Annotated in this window: 12 protein-coding genes, 1 pseudogene and 1 other annotated feature; all 13 genes and pseudogenes read left to right on the forward strand. The window is 37.2% G+C overall.

The window, feature by feature from the left end; translation table 11 throughout:
• Nucleotides 1-1,423 (forward strand): group II intron reverse transcriptase/maturase (ltrA, locus tag J2S19_RS19180; RefSeq protein WP_442406293.1); only part of this gene is annotated, 1,423 nt, incomplete at its 5' end.
• A 559-nt stretch (nucleotides 1,424-1,982) separates the two neighbouring features.
• Nucleotides 1,983-2,237, forward strand: a binding site (T-box leader).
• A 111-nt stretch (nucleotides 2,238-2,348) separates the two neighbouring features.
• The gene (gene ilvB / locus J2S19_RS19185) at nucleotides 2,349-4,070 is read left to right on the forward strand and encodes an acetolactate synthase large subunit (RefSeq protein ID WP_307345189.1); all 1,722 of its coding nucleotides are present in this window, start codon (nucleotides 2,349-2,351) and stop codon (nucleotides 4,068-4,070) included.
• A complete protein-coding gene (gene ilvN, locus J2S19_RS19190; protein ID WP_307345192.1) occupies nucleotides 4,067-4,582 on the forward strand; it encodes an acetolactate synthase small subunit in 516 nt (171 codons plus the stop codon). Before ilvB ends, ilvN begins: the two co-directional genes overlap by 4 nt.
• 100 nt (nucleotides 4,583-4,682) lie before the next feature.
• A complete protein-coding gene (gene ilvC, locus J2S19_RS19195) occupies nucleotides 4,683-5,711 on the forward strand; it encodes a ketol-acid reductoisomerase (protein WP_307345195.1) in 1,029 nt (342 codons plus the stop codon).
• Nucleotides 5,712-5,928: 217 nt separating this feature from the next.
• On the forward strand, nucleotides 5,929-7,038 hold the full coding sequence (leuB, locus tag J2S19_RS19200) for a 3-isopropylmalate dehydrogenase (protein WP_307345198.1): 1,110 nt from the start codon (nucleotides 5,929-5,931) through the stop codon (nucleotides 7,036-7,038).
• A 356-nt stretch (nucleotides 7,039-7,394) separates the two neighbouring features.
• A complete protein-coding gene (leuC, locus tag J2S19_RS19205) occupies nucleotides 7,395-8,822 on the forward strand; it encodes a 3-isopropylmalate dehydratase large subunit (RefSeq protein ID WP_307345200.1) in 1,428 nt (475 codons plus the stop codon).
• Nucleotides 8,823-8,863: 41 nt separating this feature from the next.
• Nucleotides 8,864-9,460, forward strand: coding sequence for a 3-isopropylmalate dehydratase small subunit (gene leuD / locus J2S19_RS19210; RefSeq protein WP_307345202.1), 597 nt, complete (start codon nucleotides 8,864-8,866; stop codon nucleotides 9,458-9,460).
• 198 nt (nucleotides 9,461-9,658) lie between these two features.
• Entirely contained in the window at nucleotides 9,659-10,672 is a 1,014-nt protein-coding gene (locus J2S19_RS19215; protein WP_307345204.1) for a tetratricopeptide repeat protein, read from the forward strand.
• A gap of 346 nt (nucleotides 10,673-11,018) precedes the next feature.
• Nucleotides 11,019-12,308, forward strand: a complete 1,290-nt coding sequence (gene tig, locus J2S19_RS19220) for a trigger factor (protein ID WP_307345207.1) — start codon at nucleotides 11,019-11,021, stop codon at nucleotides 12,306-12,308.
• A 378-nt stretch (nucleotides 12,309-12,686) separates the two neighbouring features.
• A pseudogene (gene clpX / locus J2S19_RS19225) lies at nucleotides 12,687-13,952 on the forward strand (ATP-dependent protease ATP-binding subunit ClpX).
• Between the two features lie 377 nt (nucleotides 13,953-14,329).
• Nucleotides 14,330-16,006: an ATP-dependent protease LonB gene (gene lonB, locus J2S19_RS19230; RefSeq protein ID WP_307345210.1), complete on the forward strand. Its 1,677-nt coding sequence runs from the start codon at nucleotides 14,330-14,332 to the stop codon at nucleotides 16,004-16,006.
• Nucleotides 16,007-16,216: 210 nt separating this feature from the next.
• A complete protein-coding gene (gene lon, locus J2S19_RS19235; protein ID WP_307345213.1) occupies nucleotides 16,217-18,541 on the forward strand; it encodes an endopeptidase La in 2,325 nt (774 codons plus the stop codon).
• Complete coding sequence (gene yihA / locus J2S19_RS19240; RefSeq protein WP_307345216.1) at nucleotides 18,538-19,125, forward strand: ribosome biogenesis GTP-binding protein YihA/YsxC; 588 nt, start codon at nucleotides 18,538-18,540, stop codon at nucleotides 19,123-19,125. Before lon ends, yihA begins: the two co-directional genes overlap by 4 nt.
• Nucleotides 19,126-19,132 lie beyond the last annotated feature (7 nt).

Genomic DNA, 19,132 nt, shown 5'->3' on the forward strand with positions numbered 1-19,132 from the left:
AGGTCTAGCGAAAGTTAGAAAGAGTGAAGGGCTGAACAATTTTATCGTTATAGAAATCTCAATTGGGGAAGGAAAAAGACCACTGGCAAAACGCGAAAAAGTGGATACCAACCTACGAGAAGGAAAGGAAATAACAAGTATGCATGAAAGAAAGATACTCGATAAGATACTAGACAGGGATAACCTTAACCAAGCATACAAACAAGTAAAGAAAAACAAAGGTGCTGCCGGTGTAGATGGGATGACCGTGGATGAGTTAGCTGGATATATGGCGTTGAATAAGGATGAAATTATTCGTCAAATCCGGAAAAGAGAGTATAATCCTCAACCAGTACTTAGGGTAGAAATACCAAAACCAAATGGTGGAAAGCGCCTTCTAGGTATTCCAACTGTTATAGATAGAGTCATCCAACAGGCAACTGCCCAAGTTCTAACACCCATGTTTGACAAACAATTTAATGAAAATAGCTACGGTTTTAGACCAAGACGATATGCAGAGATGGCCATTCTAAAAGCGTTAGAGTTTATGAATGATGGATACGACTGGATTGTGGATATTGATTTAGAGCGTTTCTTTGACACAGTGCACCACGACAGATTGATGAACCTCATATCGAGAACAGTGGACGATGGAGATGTTATTTCACTCATTCGTAAATTTTTAGTAAGTGGTGTACGAATTGACGAAGACTACAAAGAAACAATAATCGGTACACCACAAGGAGGGAACTTATCTCCGTTACTCAGTAATATCATGCTTAATGAACTGGATAAAGAACTAGAAAACCGAGGATTGCGTTTCGTTAGATACGCAGATGACTGTATTATCATGGTCAAAAGCGAGATGTCAGCTAAGCGAGTCATGAGGTCTGTGTCGAGGTATATTGAAGAGAAGCTGGGTTTAATTGTAAATGTAGAGAAATCGAGAGTGACGAAACCTAATGACCCCGACATGAAGTTTCTAGGGTTTGGATTCTTCAAAGATTATCAAGCTGATTTATACAAAGCAAAACCACATCAAAAATCAGTCCAAAACTTCAAATACAAGATTAAACAACTAACAAGAAAGAATTGGAGTGTTAATACGAAATATCAGGTTGAACGAATCAATCAGTTAATAAGAGGTTGGGTTAACTACTTTAAAGTCGGCTATATGAAGAAACTACTTCGGGCAATAGACGCCAATACCAGGTTTAGACTGCGAATGTGTATCTGGAAGAAATGGAAAACAGCGACGAATCGTAGGAAAAACTTAATTAAACTAGGTATGGACAAATATAGTGCATACAAAAATAGCCACACAAGTAAAGGGGTAACCCGTATCGCTTACTCTTGGATACTAACTACGACAATAACCAATAAAAGACTAGCCCAATTTGGACTAATCTCCTGCACGAAACATTACAACAAAGTGCATGCTTAATATAAAATTGAACCGCCGTATACGGAACCGTACGTACGGTGGTGTGAGAGGTCGGGAGTTAACCACTCCCTCCTACTCGATATTTTTAAAAAGGCAGTTTTCCCAAACATTGTTGCTTTTTACTTAGTTTGTTGTTTTGGGTTGGTTTCCTCTTGCAGTACTCGCTTTCCGCGGGATGGCCTTTAGTGAGAATGGAAATAACTAAAATTTAAATAATAATTTTCAATGAATTATCAATGAGAAAATCTTACCAATTTAGCTACATAGGGCGATTGTGGATTTTTAAAAATTCTTTAAAAAAATTTTAAAATAGTATTCCAATCACATCAACAATGTAAGCGGATACAACAAATCCAATTAATCTAAATTATCAAATAATTCATAAAACACTGTTGACACTTTATTCGATAGAGCGTAATATAAATTCAAATAAAGTTACACAAACATTTGAAAAACAACTAAAATTCAATCAATTCATAAAATAATTTCTAGTTAAAACGTTTGTGTAATTCCAAACCATCTTAAATGAAAATCATGAACTTATAGCAAAAACTTATATAGTAAAACGTTGAAGAGGATAAGTAATCTTTGGTAAAAGTATCTACAGAGAATCGGGTTAGCTGGAAGCCGATGATACTCCCATTAGATGAACTCGCCTCTGAGTGTTAATCTGAACATTAGTAGGATTAACCGAGTCCCTTTCTTCGGTACTCGTTATCAAAGTGAACAGTAAACCTGTTCGTAAGGTGGTCATGTTTTGACCATGAAGAAGGGTGGTACCGCGAAAAAGTTTATTAACCTTTTTGCCCCTTTGGCACACTAGTTTATGTGGAGTCTTATGAGGGGTGGGAAGGTTTTTTATATGCTGTTTTAGCCATTATAAATTTGTGAAGTAGTGAAATATTTATTAAAGGGAGGAAAGAGTATGAGTACAAATGTTCAGTTGAATAGTTCAACAGCCAAATGTACCAACACTATGTCGGGATCGTTAATGCTTATAGAAGCGCTTAAGCAGGAAAAAGTGGAAGTCATCTTCGGATACCCTGGTGGTGCTGTCCTACCTATTTACGATAGTCTATATGATTCAGGTGTATTCCATGTATTAACCCGTCATGAACAAGGTGGCATACATGCAGCAGAAGGCTATGCACGAGTTTCAGGTAAGCCTGGTGTTGTCATCGCAACATCTGGACCGGGAGCTACAAATTTAGTAACTGGTTTAGCTGACGCAATGATTGATTCATTACCTTTAGTAGTCTTTACAGGTCAGGTTGCATCAAGTGTCATCGGCTCAGATGCTTTCCAAGAAGCGGATATACTTGGGGTTACAACTCCGATTACAAAGCATAACTATCAAGTGCGTGAAGTGAGTGAGCTTCCTAGAATTATAAAAGAAGCTTTTCATATTGCAACAACAGGAAGACCTGGTCCGGTGTTAATTGATATACCGAAAGATATTGCCACAATTGAAGGCGAATTTAAATATGATATGCCAATTAATTTACCTGGTTACCAACCTACTAGTGAACCAAACTATCTACAAGTTCGTAAACTTGTAGAAGCAGTAAGTAGAGCGAAAAAACCAGTTATTTTAGCCGGAGCTGGCGTATTACATGCTAAGGCATCAGAAGAACTAGTGAAATATGTAGAACAGCAGCAAATCCCTGTAGTAAATACATTATTAGGATTAGGTGGTATTCCTGCGGATAACCCGTTATTCCTAGGTATGGGTGGAATGCATGGCACATATGCGGCCAATATGGCACTTTATGACTGTGACTTATTGATTAGTGTAGGGGCTAGATTTGATGACCGTCTAACAGGGAATTTGAACCATTTTGCAAAGAAAGCTACCGTTGCACATATTGATATTGACCCTGCTGAAATTGGGAAAAATGTTCCGACACAAATCCCTATCGTCGGTGATGCGAAAACAGTTCTTGAACAATTAATTAAACAAGATGGCAAACGTGGCGACCATAAGGAGTGGAACGAATTAGTTTCTAACCATAAAAAAGAGTACCCGTTAGTCTATAAAGATAGTGATGAGGAATTAAAACCTCAAAAAATTCTTGAACTCATTCATCAATATACAAACGGCGATGCAATTGTAACAACAGATGTTGGCCAGCATCAAATGTGGTCAGCTCAGTATTATAACTTCCTTAAACCGAATAAATGGGTTACATCAGGTGGTTTAGGAACTATGGGCTTCGGGTTACCTGCAGCAATTGGGGCACAGTTAGCTGATAGAGAATCAACTGTCGTTTCAGTTTTAGGTGATGGCGGCTTCCAAATGACATTACAAGAACTTGGTGTTATCCATGAGCTAAATTTACCAATAAAAATTGTTATCCTAAATAATCGTGCTCTAGGTATGGTTAGACAATGGCAAGAATTATTCTATGAAGAGAGATATTCACATTCGAAATTTGTTTCTCAGCCAGATTTTGTCAAACTTACTGAAGCATATGGTATCAAAGGAGTTCGGATTGATAACAGTGAAGGCTGGCAGGAGCGATTAAAAGAAGCGATAACATCCGATGGCCCAGTTTTATTAGATGTCCAAGTTAGTAAGGATGAAAATGTGTATCCGATGGTTGCAACTGGTAAAGGTGTGCATGAAATGGTAGGTGTTAAACTATGAAACGCATTATCTCATTAACGGTATTAAACCAAACAGGTGTCTTAAATCGTATTACAGGTCTTTTTTCAAAAAGACATTTTAATATAGAAAGTATAACAGTTGGTCATTCTGAAACTGAAGGCATTTCACGGATGACATTAGTTGTTAACGTTCAAGAAGAAAAAGAAGTAGAGCAAATTACAAAACAATTGAATAAACAAATTGATGTTATTAAAGTAGTTGATATTACGTCACAGTCAATTGTTTCAAGAGAACTCGCGTTAGTTAAAGTAGTATCTACACCAGCAACACGTATGGAAATTCAAGGACTCATTCAACCTTTCCGTGCAACAGTCATTGATGTAAGTCGTGACAGTGTAGTTGTTCAAGTAACAGGTGAGCCTGAAAAAATTGAAGTACTAATCGACTTACTGAAACCATATGGCATTAAAGAAATTGCTCGTACTGGGACAACAGCGTTCACACGTGGTACTCAGCGAGTATCGAAAGAAGTACCAATTTCAATTGTCTAAATCTTAGGTTTGAAATCTTACCTGAAAATCAGGTTTAAAAGATTCATATAAATAGCAACAAATATACTAGAATTCTTAAAAATTGAGGGAGAGATTATACATGACAAAGGTATATTATAACGGAGACGTAAACGAAGCAGCATTACAAGGAAAAAAAATTGCCATCATTGGTTACGGTTCACAAGGACATGCGCATGCACTTAACTTAAAAGAAAGTGGCTTCGACGTAGTAGTAGGTGTACGTAAAGGTGGTTCATATGACAAAGCGGTTGAAGATGGTCATACAGTTGTTTCAGTTACTGAAGCGGCAGAGCAAGCAGACTTAGTAATGGTATTATTACCAGATGAGCAACAAGCTAAAATTTATGAAGCAGAAATTAAACCTGGATTAAAAGCAGGTAATTCTTTAGTATTTGCACACGGCTTTAATGTACACTTCAGCCAAATCGTACCTCCTGCTGATGTTGATGTATTCCTAGTGGCTCCAAAAGGTCCTGGACATTTAGTAAGAAGAACATTTGAAGAAGGCGCTGGAGTACCTGCATTATTTGCAATCTACCAAGATGTTACTGGAACTGCAAAAGATAAAGCATTAGCATATGCAAAAGGTGTTGGCTCTGCACGTGCAGGTGTTTTAGAAACTACATTTAAAGAAGAAACTGAAACAGACCTTTTCGGTGAGCAAGCAGTATTATGTGGTGGATTAACATCATTAGTAAAAGCTGGTTTCGAAACATTAGTAGAAGCAGGCTACCAACCAGAAGTTGCATACTTCGAGTGCTTACATGAATTAAAATTAATCGTTGATTTAATGTATGAAGATGGTATGGCTGGAATGAGATACTCAATCTCTGACACTGCACAATGGGGTGACTTCGTTTCAGGACCTCGCGTAGTTGATGGCCGTTCAAAAGAAGCAATGAAAGAAGTACTTAAAGATATCCAAACTGGTAAATTTGCTCAAGAGTGGATTTTGGAGAACCAAGCAAACCGTCCACAATTCAATGCAATTAACAATAACGAAAATGCACACCAAATCGAAGAAGTTGGTAAAAAGCTACGTGCAATGATGCCGTTTGTTAAATCTAAGCAAAAACAAAAAGAAGCAGTAGCGAGTGCACAAAAATAATAAAACGATTTTAGCAATAGTCTTACAAACATGCGGCTTAGGGAGAACTTTACCCTAGGCTGCATGTTTTATACAAAAGCACTTTTCTAAAGGCTCTATTCTAAAAGATTTAGGCTTTCCTTTAAGGGGTAAGTAGAAGCTAAAGCTAATGACAAAAACGTGCAATATTAAAAAATGCATGGAAATCATAAAAATTACATTCAAAGGAGGCTGAAGGATGAAAAAAACAATAGCACTATTACCAGGCGACGGCATCGGTAAAGAAGTTGTCGATGTCACAGTCGAAGTATTAAAATCTGTTGCCGAACATTTTAACCACCAATTTCAATTTAACTATGGCTTGATTGGCGGAGATGCGATTGATCAAAAAGGTAATCCACTACCAGAAGAGACATTGGAAGTTTGCCGTAATGCGGATGCTATTATTTTAGGAGCAGTTGGTGGTCCTAAATGGGATCAAAATCCTGTAGAATTACGACCAGAGCGAGGCTTATTAGCACTCCGTAAAGAGCTTGATTTGTTTGCGAATCTACGTCCTGTTAAAACATTTGAAAGTTTACTAGATTCATCTCCATTAAAAAAGGAATATGTTGAAGGGGTAGACTTTGTCATTGTTCGTGAATTAACTGGTGGTCTCTATTTCGGAAAGCCAAGTGAACGTATTGATTATAACGGCGAGGAAGCAGTAGTAGATACACTCTTTTATAAAAGAGCTGAAATCGAACGTATTTTAGTATCTGCATTTGAAATCGCCAAAACTCGTCGAAAGCATGTAACATCAGTAGATAAAGCGAATGTATTGGAATCTAGTAGACTATGGCGCGAAGTTGCTGAAGAGGTAGGAGCTAGATACCCTGATGTAGTACTTGAACATATGCTTGTAGATAATGCGGCGATGCAACTTATTCGTTCCCCTAAACAATTTGATGTTATTGTAACGGAAAACATGTTTGGTGATATTTTAAGTGATGAAGGCTCAATGATTACCGGTTCATTAGGTATGTTGTCATCAGCAAGTCTCTCATCAAGTGGGTTGCATTTATATGAACCTGTACATGGTTCGGCACCAGATATCGCAGGGAAAAACATTGCGAATCCAATCGCAACAATCTTATCAGCAGCGATGATGTTAAGACAGTCTTTAGGTTTAGAAGAAGAAGCGAAAGCAATTGAGAAAGCGGTAGACAATGTTTTAAATTCTGGACTCCGTACGGCTGATTTAGCTGATGGTGGCAAATTTGCTACAACAACAGAAATTGGCGAAGAAATTAAAAATGCTCTTGCAGATGACTATGAAATTATAAATATTATCAATAATTATTCTTAATTTTTGGCTCTTTTCTAAAAGATTGTGGCTTTTCGCACTAACCTTTATTAAGGGTTTGTTGGAGCGAAAGTGCGAGACTCCTGCATGATGCGTGGGAGAGGTGAGACGTGAGCAGGCGTTTACGCTGAGGAGGCTCACCACCCACCCCGCGGAAAGCGAGTACTGTAGCGGAGACAAACCCTAAACGACAACTCAGTTAAAAGCAACATTGTTTACGAAAACAGCCTAATTTTTTTAGGGATATGCCGCAGTAAGTAAAAGGTGAGTATACCCATTATATTAGTTTATTTGAGAGGTTAGACCCTTCTATAAGAGTTCCCTCTCATTTTCCATCTATAAGAAGGGAGTTTATGATGATGCAGCCAAAAACGATCATTGAAAAAATCTATGATGAACATATCGTTCGACAAGAACCAGGTAAACCGGATTTGGTCTATATTGACTTACACTTAATCCATGAAGTTACATCTCCACAGGCTTTTGAAGGGTTACGAGAAAAAAATCGTAAGGTAAGAAGACCTGATCGAACATTTGCAACAATGGATCATAATGTACCGACCATTAACCGTTTTGTCATTAAGGATGAAGTTGCGAAATTACAAATAGGTGCACTTGAAAAAAACTGTCAAGAGTTTGGCATTCGCTTAGCTGACCTTAACAGTGAAGACCAAGGGATAGTTCATGTAATTGGTCCAGAGCTAGGCCTAACACTTCCTGGTAAAACGATCGTATGTGGTGATAGTCATACTTCAACACACGGTGCCTTTGGAGCAATCGCTTTTGGTATTGGTACAAGTGAGGTTGAACATGTATTAGCGACACAAACGATCTGGAGACAACGTCCAAAAACATTGAATATTCATATTCCAGGTAAGCTTCAAGAAGGAGTAACAGCAAAAGATGTCATTTTAGCTGTTATCGGTAAATATGGTGTCCGTTTCGGTACTGGTTTTATTATTGAGTACACAGGAGAAGTAATTGAAAATCTAACAATGGATGAGCGGATGACAATTTGTAATATGTCAATTGAAGCTGGTGCTAGAGCGGGATTAATAGCTCCTGACGAAACAACATACTCTTATATTAAAGGCCGTAAATATGCACCACAAGGCGAGGAATTTGAAAAAGCAGTAGAATACTGGAAAACATTAAAAACAGATGAAGGTGCAACATACGACAAAGTTATTACTTTACAAGGTGAAGAAATCGCACCAATGGTTACTTGGGGTACGAACCCTGGTATGGCTGTAGGCGTTGATGAAACAACACCTGATTTAGCTAATTTCCAAACAGAAGATGAGATAGATGAGGCAAAACGTGCATTTGACTATATGGGATTAAAACCAAATACAAAAATGGAAGACATTACAATTGACCATGTTTTCATCGGTTCTTGTACAAATTCTCGTATAACAGACTTAAGACAAGCGGCTTCCATCATTAAATCATTTAATGGTAAAAAGGTTGCACCAGACGTTAGAGCAATCGTTGTGCCTGGGTCACAAACTGTTAAAAAGGTTGCCGAAGCAGAAGGGTTAGACATCATCTTTAAAGAGGCAGGCTTTGAGTGGAGAGAATCCGGTTGTAGCATGTGCTTAAGTATGAATAATGATGTTGTACCAGAGGGAGAGCGTTGTGCATCAACTTCAAATCGTAACTTTGAAGGTAGACAAGGTAAAGGTGCAAGAACTCATCTTGTTAGTCCGGCAATGGCAGCAGCTGCAGCTTTACATGGTAGATTTGTAGATGTGAGAAATATTAATAAGCAAACAACGACAGCATAATCGATTTAGTAAATAGAACTAAATAAAATAGGAGGGGCAAAATGAAACCTTTTACAACACATGAAGGAAAAGTAGCAGTACTTAATCGTTCAAATGTCGATACAGATCAGATTATTCCTAAGCAGTTTCTAAAACGAATCGAAAAAACAGGTTATGGACGCTTTGCATTTTTTGACTGGCGCTACCTTCCAGACGGCTCAGATAATCCTGAGTTTGAATTGAACAAAGCGGAGAGCAAAGGTGCAACCATTCTATTAGCCGGTGAAAACTTCGGGTGTGGTTCATCACGTGAACATGCTCCATGGGCCTTATCAGATTATGGCTTTCAAGTTATTTTAGCACCATCATTTGCAGATATTTTCCATCAAAACTGTTTAAAAAATGGGTTGCTTCCTATCAGCCTAGAACAATCTGTTTTAGATGTGATTAGAGAACAAGCAAGACAGGAAGGCTACCAATTAAAAGTAGATTTAGAAAATCAAACGTTAACAGATAATGCGAATTTGTCGAAAACATTTGAAGTCGACCCTTATTGGAAAGACATGTTGTTAAATGGTAAGGATGAAATAGATTTAACATTATATTATCAAGAAGATATTTCTAGATATGAAACGGAAAGAAGAGCGACATTTTTATAATGTTTAGCTCTTTTTTTCTTGTTATGTTTTAAGTAATATCATATTAATGAAGAGGTAGCTTGTTTTCGTAAGACAGGATTGATAAACTTGAATAACATTCTGGAATTAAATCGATGGTTGGTGCTTTTTGCTAACTAAGTAAAATCTACAATGTATACAAAAACAGCCTAAAAACAGAAGCTTCATGGAGTTGAAAGCATGGATGATCAGAAAAGAAAAAATGTCATTCCCTTTCCAAATTTAAAGGAACGTTACCTTGATAAAGGAATGGTGTTATTAAAAGAAAAAAAGTTTCAAGAAGCCCTTGAGATGTTTCAAGAAGCTCATAGCTTAGATGATGACAAAGCGGAAGTATTGTTTGGTTTGGCCATGTGCTACATGGAATTGGGTGAATTAACCGAAGCAAAGCGAATTTGTAAAAAAATGCTTTTAGAAGATATCGGACATTACTTTACAGTTCTACAAGTTTACTTAACAATCCTTATTCAGCTAAGAGAATATCGAGAGGTTCAATCTACGATAGAAGCTGTTTTAGAAGAGAATCATCTTCCACCAGAAAGTGCTGAGCAATTTTATCGTTTGCTTGAATTTAGTCGTAAAATGAATCAAGATGAAGATATTAACAGTACAATTGAAGCGGCTGATGATGAAGAACAAGCTGATTATGACCAGGGCTTTTTTACTGACGAGCATAGGCAGCTTGCTTACATACAATCATTGCATGAAGCGAATATTAGTAAACATTTTATAACGTTAAAAGGTCTCTTAGAAAACAATGAGATACATCCTATAATTAAAACAATGACGTTACAACTTATGACGGAACATGCTGTAGACAAGGAAGTAACGGTCAATAAACTAGGTAAAGTATTCACAGTAATACCGGCCGAACTTGAGGATATCTCAGAACAAGCATTTACGAAAAAGGTACTATCAATGTTAGATGATACGCTAGGAAATGAAAATCCAACATTATTTGAAGCTGTCAAAGAATTATGGATTCGACATTTATTCGTACTCTATCCGTTAGCACCAGAGCCTAATGATGTTAATGTTTGGGCAGCAGCACTTCATTTCGTAGGTTATGAGATGCATGGCATTACACTTGAAGCTGAAGAAGTTGAGGGATTATATGAAGTATCATCAGTAGCAGTTGAAAATGCCTGTCATAAAATTTATCAAATAGAAGAAATTTCTTATCTGCAAATATAGTCCTATATGTTGAAAGGTAACTTTTCTATGTTATAATAAGATGGTTGCAAAATAGTGATCATCGTATTTAGGTCTCTTAAGACCGTAAATTTTATCCTGTTCCAGAACGTCCCTTACAAATGGGCAGAGGGGACTCGATAAATGACACAACAAAAGTTTGGCTTTAGTCCATAGCTTTTTTTGTAAATTTATGCGAAATCCTTAAGCATGGTTAGTATTCGGTCCAAACAACCGTACATAAACAGGTATATCTTATTAGGTGAATGTTTACAATGGACAAGCAGCCATTTGAATTTACCTATCACTTATTCGCACAAATCAATATAGATTTTTGGAGGGAACACAAATGTCAGTTAAATGGGAAAAGTTAGAAGGGAACGACGGCGTTCTTACGGTTGAAGTTTCTGCAGAGGACTTCAACGTTGCTTTAGACGAAGCGTTCAAAAAAGTAGTAAAAACAGTTTCAATTCCTGGATTCCGTAAAGGAAAAATTCCACGTGGAATGTTCGAACAACGCTTTGGTGTAGAATCATTATATCAAGATGCTCTTGATATTATCTTACCTGAAGCATATCCAAAAGCAATTGATGAAGCTGGAATTGAGCCAGTTGACCGTCCTGAAATTGATGTTGAACAAATCGAAAAAGGCAAAAACTTAATCTTCACTGCAAAGGTAACAGTAAAACCAGAAGTGAAACTGGGAGAATATAAAGGTCTTGAAGTTGAAAAACTTGATGACACAGTAACTGATGAAGATGTTGATAACGAATTAAAACAACTTCAAGAGCGCCATGCAGAATTAGTTATTAAAGAAGAAGGTTCAATCGAAACAGGCGATACGGCTGTTATCGACTTTGATGGTTATGTAGATGGTGAAGCATTTGAAGGTGGAGCAGCAGAAAACTACTCACTAGAAATCGGTTCTGGTTCATTCATTCCAGGATTTGAAGAGCAACTAGTTGGTCTTGAAGCTGGAGCTGAAAAGGAAGTAGAAGTAACATTCCCTGAAGATTACCATGCGGAAAACCTTGCTGGAAAAGCTGCTGTATTCAAAGTAAAAGTTCACGAAATTAAAACAAAAGAACTACCAGCACTAGATGATGAATTTGCAAAAGACGTTAGTGAAGATGTTGAAACACTTGATGAACTAAAAGCGCAAACTAGAACTCGTCTAGAAGAAACGAAAAAAACTGAGGCTGAAAACCACTTACGTGACACTTTAGTTGAAAAAGCTGCAGAAGGTGTCGAAGTAGACATCCCAAATGCTTTAATTGAAAATGAAATTTCACGTATGATGCAAGAATTTGAGCAACGTTTACAAATGCAAGGTATGAACCTTGAATTATACTTCCAATTCTCAGGTCAAGATGAGGAAGCTTTAAAAGCACAAATGAAAGATGATGCTGAAAAACGCGTTAAGTATAACTTAACTCTTGAAGCAATTGTAAAAGCTGAAAACATTGAAGTTTCAGAAGAAGATGTAGAAGCTGAATTAAATAAAATGGCTGAAATGTACAATATGCCGATTGAAAACATTAAACAAGCGTTAGGCGGATCTGCTGAAGGTCTTAAAGAAGATTTAAAAGTGCGTAAAGCAATCGATTTTCTTGTGGAAAATAGCAAGGTTGTTGCATAATATAAATATAGAGACAAGGCGCGATTGGATCGTGCCTTGTTTTGTACAAATTAGCGGTTAAAATCATTGTCGTAATAAATTTTTAATACATAGTTTATTGTAAAATCAAGTATGTTTTAATTATATTCCTTTGGGAATGATATAAGAAAGCCCATTCATACATACACTAGTTTTAACTCGAAATTCATAACGAATGTCACGTATTGCAGAACAGACCTAAGCAGGATCATTTCCTGTTCATGCCATACTTATGGTAAAATGCAATACATACCTGTTTTAGGTAGCAAGACAATAGCCTGCCCATATTTACATATCAAATTATTAGGTAGGGAAGAAAGAAAAGCAGTTGACTTAGATAAAGATACAAGGGGTGAAACAATGTTTAAATTTAACGACGAAAAAGGACAACTAAAATGTTCATTTTGTGGTAAAACTCAAGATCAGGTTCGAAAATTAGTAGCAGGACCTGGAGTTTATATATGTGATGAGTGTATAGAGCTTTGTACAGAAATTGTAGAAGAAGAGCTAGGTACTGAAGAAGAAGTTGAATTTAAGGATGTTCCAAAGCCGAAGGAAATCGACGAAATCCTTGATGAATATGTAATTGGTCAAGACCAGGCCAAAAAATCACTAGCAGTAGCTGTTTATAATCATTACAAACGTATTAACTCCAATAGTAAAATTGATGATGTTGAACTTTCAAAAAGTAATATTGCAATGATTGGGCCGACAGGTAGTGGTAAAACGTTACTAGCACAAACGTTAGCTCGGATCTTAAATGTTCCATTCGCTATAGCGGATGCAACTTCATTAACTGAAGCAGGTTATGTAGGTGAAGATGTAGAAAATATCCTCTTAAAGCTAATTCAAGCTGCTGATTATGATGTAGAGAAAGCTGAAAAAGGAATTATTTACATTGATTAAATCGACAAAGTAGCTCGCAAATCTGAAAATCCTTCTATTACTCGTGATGTCTCAGGTGAAGGTGTCCAACAAGCATTATTAAAAATCCTTGAAGGAACAGTTGCTAGTGTCCCTCCTCAAGGTGGAAGGAAGCACCCGCATCAAGAGTTTATTCAAATCGATACAACAAATATTTTATTTATTTGTGGTGGAGCATTTGATGGAATTGAACAAATCATTAAACGAAGACTTGGCAAGAAAGTTATTGGTTTTGGTTCAGAAAACAAAAATGCCGACCTTGATAAAAAAGCATTACTTTCACAAGTATTACCTGAAGACTTATTGAAGTTTGGTTTAATACCTGAATTTATCGGTCGTTTACCTGTCATTGCAAGCTTAGAGCCGCTAGATGAGGATGCATTAGTTGAAATCTTAACTAAGCCAAAAAATGCTTTAGTTAAGCAGTATCAAAAAATGCTTGATTTAGATGGTGTAGAATTGGAATTTGAAGATGAAGCACTTCTTGAAATTGCAAAAAAAGCAATCGAAAGAAAAACAGGTGCTCGTGGCCTTCGTTCCATTATCGAAGGTATTATGCTTGATATGATGTTTGATTTACCATCTAGAGATGATATCGTAAAAACAATCATTACAGCTGATACCGTAACAGGTAACACACCACCAAAATTAGTCTTAAATGACGGTACAGTTATTCAAGAAGATAAAAAAACATCTGCATAAGTAAAAAAAGAAGCTGGGACCTCTCAGCTTCTTTTTATATACCTGTATATGTCTAGCTATGATGATTGTTTTAACTCCTATACCATATCCTCATTACTCGCTTTTAAAAACATCAGTACTGCAACTTCTAATAGATAAAGAATTTGTTCCATTCTTATTTTATACTTCCTTTTGTTTACGAATAGGTTTATTCCATTAAAAGCTAGGAGATACTAGCTATAAATAACCGCTAATAAAAATAAAGTATTTTACATATTTGAAACTGATACGGTATCGGTTAGCGCTGTTACCAAGTCTGACATTTTTATTTGTAAATTATTGATAAACATAAACATTGAAAGAGTAGCGGTAAAGACTTCTAAGCAGGAGGGACTACAATGAGTTGGACAAGTATCGCTTTGTTTATTCAGTTGTTTTTCGGAATTATTATCGGGATGTACTTTTGGAATTTATTAAAAAACCAGAGAACACAGAAAATTTCGATTGACAAAGAATCAAAGAAGGAAATGGAACAATTACGAAAAATGCGAGCTATTCGCTTAACAGAACCATTAGCTGAAAAGGTTAGACCGAAAAGTTTTCAAGACATCGTTGGTCAGGAAGATGGTATTCGTTCATTACGTGCGGCATTATGCGGTCCAAACCCACAACATGTCATTATATATGGTCCACCAGGAGTCGGTAAGACTGCTGCAGCCAGACTTGTATTAGAGGAAGCTAAACGAAACAAGCGTTCTCCTTTTAAAGATCAAGCAGTATTTGTTGAATTAGATGCAACAACTGCAAGATTTGATGAGCGTGGTATCGCAGACCCATTAATCGGTTCCGTTCATGACCCTATTTATCAAGGTGCTGGGGCGATGGGACAGGCAGGTATCCCACAACCAAAGCAGGGTGCTGTAACACATGCGCATGGTGGAGTTCTCTTTATTGATGAAATCGGGGAATTACATCCTATTCAGATGAATAAATTATTGAAAGTGCTCGAAGACAGGAAAGTGTTTTTAGAAAGTGCCTATTATAATGAAGAAAACACGCAAATCCCTACTCATATTCATGATATTTTTAAAAATGGCTTACCAGCAGATTTTCGTTTAATCGGTGCTACTACGAGAACGCCTAATGAAATCCCACCGGCTGTTCGTTCACGTTGCTTAGAAGTATTTTTCCGTGATTTAGAACAGGAAGAATTAGCGATTGTCGCAAGAAAGGCTGCCAGCAAAGTAGATATGAATGTTACAGATGAAGGAATTCAATTATTAACCTCTTATGTAAGGAATGGTAGAGAAGTTGTTAACTTGATGCAAATCGCAACTGGGATGGCAATGTCAGAAGACCGCCAAAATATTAGCGTTGAAGATATTGAATGGGTTATCCATTCTAGCCAGCTAACACCAAGGCAGGAAAAGAAAATTGAAAAGAAACCAAAGGTAGGTATCGTAAATGGACTTGCCGTTTACGGGCCAAATACCGGAGCTTTGCTAGAAATTGAAGTGACAGTATTACCGACTGATAAAGATAAAGGTATCTTTAATATTACAGGTATCGTTGAGGAAGAAAGTATTGGAGACCGTTCAAAATCAATCAGAAGAAAAAGTATGGCAAAAGGTTCTATTGAGAATGTATTAACAGTACTTCGTTCGATGGGAATTAGAGCGAATGACTACGACATTCATGTCAATTTCCCTGGTGGTACGCCAATTGATGGTCCTTCAGCAGGGATCGCAATGGCAACAGGCATATTTTCTGCAATTCATAAAATTGCGATCGATAATACTGTTGCTATGACGGGTGAGATAAGCATACAAGGCAATGTGAAACCTATCGGTGGAGTAATTCCGAAAATTAAAGCGGCGAAAAAAGCTGGTGCAAAGACAGTGATTATCCCGAAAGAAAATGTGCAATCGATATTAAAGGAAATTGAGGGCATTAATATTGTTCCTGTTACGACTTTACAGGAAGTGTTTGATTTAGCACTTGTTAATCCACCTACCGAAAAGGCAAACCCACTTATGCCAAATCAACAGGCATTTCCGAAGAAGGAATCTGTATAAAGGGGTCAGTCGCAACTTGAGTATGTATGCTAACGATTTAGCATCATAGTCTGAAGCGACTGACCTTATTATTTTTAAGAGATTTTCTTTTTCAAGTGTCAGATAATAGGGTATACTACCTAAATGAGAAAGTGGTTACAAATAGACAGTGGCGAAAGAATAAGATAGAATTGTACAATAACTAATATTATGTCATGGAGGTATAAACGCATGGCGAGATCGAATACACAAATAGTTCCCCTCCTGCCTTTGCGAGGTTTGTTAGTCTATCCGACGATGGTACTTCACCTAGATGTAGGACGGGATAAATCTGTACAAGCCCTAGAAAAAGCGATGATGGACGAAAATATCATCTTTTTAACAACGCAAAAGGAAATTGCGATTGATGAGCCAAATAAAGAGGATATCTATGAAATTGGCACATTAACTAAGATAAAACAAATGCTAAAATTACCGAATGGAACGATTAGAGTTCTAGTCGAAGGTCTTGAACGCGCTGAAATACAACGTTTTGTTACGGATGAGGAATACTTTTCAGTTGAGGTTGCGATTTATAAGGACCCTGAAACGAAAAGTGTTGAAGAAGAAGCATTAATGAGAACGATGCTTGAATATTTTGAACAATACATAAAGCTTTCAAAGAAGATATCTGCAGAAACTTATGCAACTGTGTCAGATATAAATGAACCTGGCAGAATGGCTGACATTATTGCCTCACATTTACCTTTAAAGCTTAAAGAAAAACAAGAAGTACTAGAAACATTAGATGTTAAAGAGCGAATTAATAAAGTTATTTCGATCATTCATAATGAAAAAGAAGTACTACAGCTCGAGAAAAAAATTGGTCAACGTGTAAAAAGATCGATGGAACGTACGCAAAAAGAGTATTATTTACGTGAACAAATGAAAGCAATTCAAAAAGAACTAGGAGACAAAGAGGGGAAAACGGGTGAGGTTTCTTCAATTACTGAGCGGATCGAACAGTCGGGCATGCCAGAAAATATTAAGGCTGTTGCACTAAAAGAGCTAGACCGTTACGAAAAAATCCCATCTAGTTCTGCAGAAAGTGCAGTTATCCGAAATTATATTGAGTGGCTCTTATCATTACCATGGTCAAATGCTACAGAAGACCGACTTGATATATCGATTGCAGAAGATATTCTTGATAAAGATCATTACGGTCTTGAAAAAGTCAAAGAGCGGGTCATTGAATATTTAGCCGTTCAACAGTTAACGAATTCGTTGAAAGGACCAATCCTATGCTTAGCTGGTCCTCCTGGAGTCGGAAAAACGTCATTAGCCCGCTCAATTGCCAAATCGTTAAATAGAAACTTTGTACGAATATCTCTTGGTGGTGTGCGTGATGAGTCTGAAATCCGTGGACATCGCCGCACATATGTTGGGGCAATGCCGGGGAGAATTATTCAAGGTATGAAAAAGGCAGGAACGATTAACCCTGTTTTCTTACTAGATGAAATCGATAAAATGTCAAGTGATTTTAGGGGTGACCCATCTGCTGCTTTATTAGAGGTATTAGATCCGGAACAAAATCATAGCTTTAGTGATCACTATATTGAAGAAACATATGATTTATCGAAAGTAATGTTTATTGCAACTGCAAATAATCTTGCAACAATTCCAGGACCGCTTCGTGATCGTATGGAAATTATCACGATTGCAGGATATACAGAGCTTGAAAAGGTTCATATTGCAAAAGACCACCTTTTACCAAGGCAATTAGAAGAACATGGTTTAAAAAAGTCCCATCTTCAACTAAGAGAAGATGCTATATTAGCAATCATCCGCTACCACACAAGAGAAGCGGGTGTGCGTGGTTTGGAACGACAGCTAGCAAAAATTTGCCGTAAAGCCGCTAAACTAATTGTGAAAGCGGAACGGAAAAAGATTGTGATAACAGAAAAAAACCTACACGAATTTTTAGGGAAGAATATGTTCCGCTATGGTCAGGCAGAGCTTGAGGACCAGGTCGGAGTGGCGACAGGTCTTGCCTACACAACTGTCGGTGGTGATACATTAGCGATCGAAGTATCAGTCACTCCTGGTAAAGGGAAACTCCTTTTGACAGGGAAGTTAGGCGATGTCATGAAGGAATCAGCCCAAGCAGCCTTTAGTTATATTCGCTCAAGAGCTGAAGAGCTCCAAATTGATGTTGATTTCCATGAAAAAAATGATATTCATATCCATGTTCCTGAAGGTGCAGTGCCAAAGGATGGTCCATCAGCAGGAATTACAATGGCGACAGCACTAATTTCAGCATTAACAAAAAGACCTGTCCGAAAAGAAGTAGGGATGACTGGAGAAATCACTTTACGTGGACGAGTATTACCAATTGGTGGCTTAAAGGAAAAAACATTGAGCGCACATCGTGCTGGATTAACGAAAATCATAGCACCACTGGATAATGAAAAGGATCTGGATGATATTCCAGAAAGTGTACAACAGGATTTAACCTTTGTTTTTGTATCACACTTAGATGAAGTATTAAAACATGCGTTAATAGAGGAGAAAGAATGAAAGTAACTAGTTCAGAAATTGTTATAAGTGCTGTAAAACCGGCACAATATCCAGAAGGAAACCTACCAGAAATTGCCTTGGCAGGTCGCTCAAATGTAGGAAAGTCATCATTTATAAATAAAATGCTCGGTCGAAAAAGCTTAGCAAGAACATCATCTAAGCCAGGTAAGACACAAACATTAAATTTTTTCATTATTAATGAGATTCTTCATTTTGTTGATGTACCAGGCTACGGATATGCAAAAGTGAGTAAAAAAGAGCGTGAAGCATGGGGGAAAATGATTGAGACATATATTACAACTCGTGATCAATTACGTGCAGTTGTACTTCTCATTGATGTTCGTCATCCGCCTACAAAAGACGATGTTCTCATGTATGACTTTTTAAAACACTATGATATTCCGACGATTATCGTTGCTACTAAAGCTGATAAAATACCGAAAAGCAAATGGCAAAAACATATTAAAGTGATTAAAGACACGTTGCAGCTTGAAGCATCTGACTCCCTTGTATTATTTTCATCTGAAACAGGTCAAGGGAAAAATGAGGCATGGAGAATCATTCTAGATTACTCAGGAAAATAATGAAAAA

The organism is Metabacillus malikii (genome assembly GCF_030813355.1).
GTDB classification, from domain to species: domain Bacteria; phylum Bacillota; class Bacilli; order Bacillales; family Bacillaceae; genus Metabacillus; species Metabacillus malikii.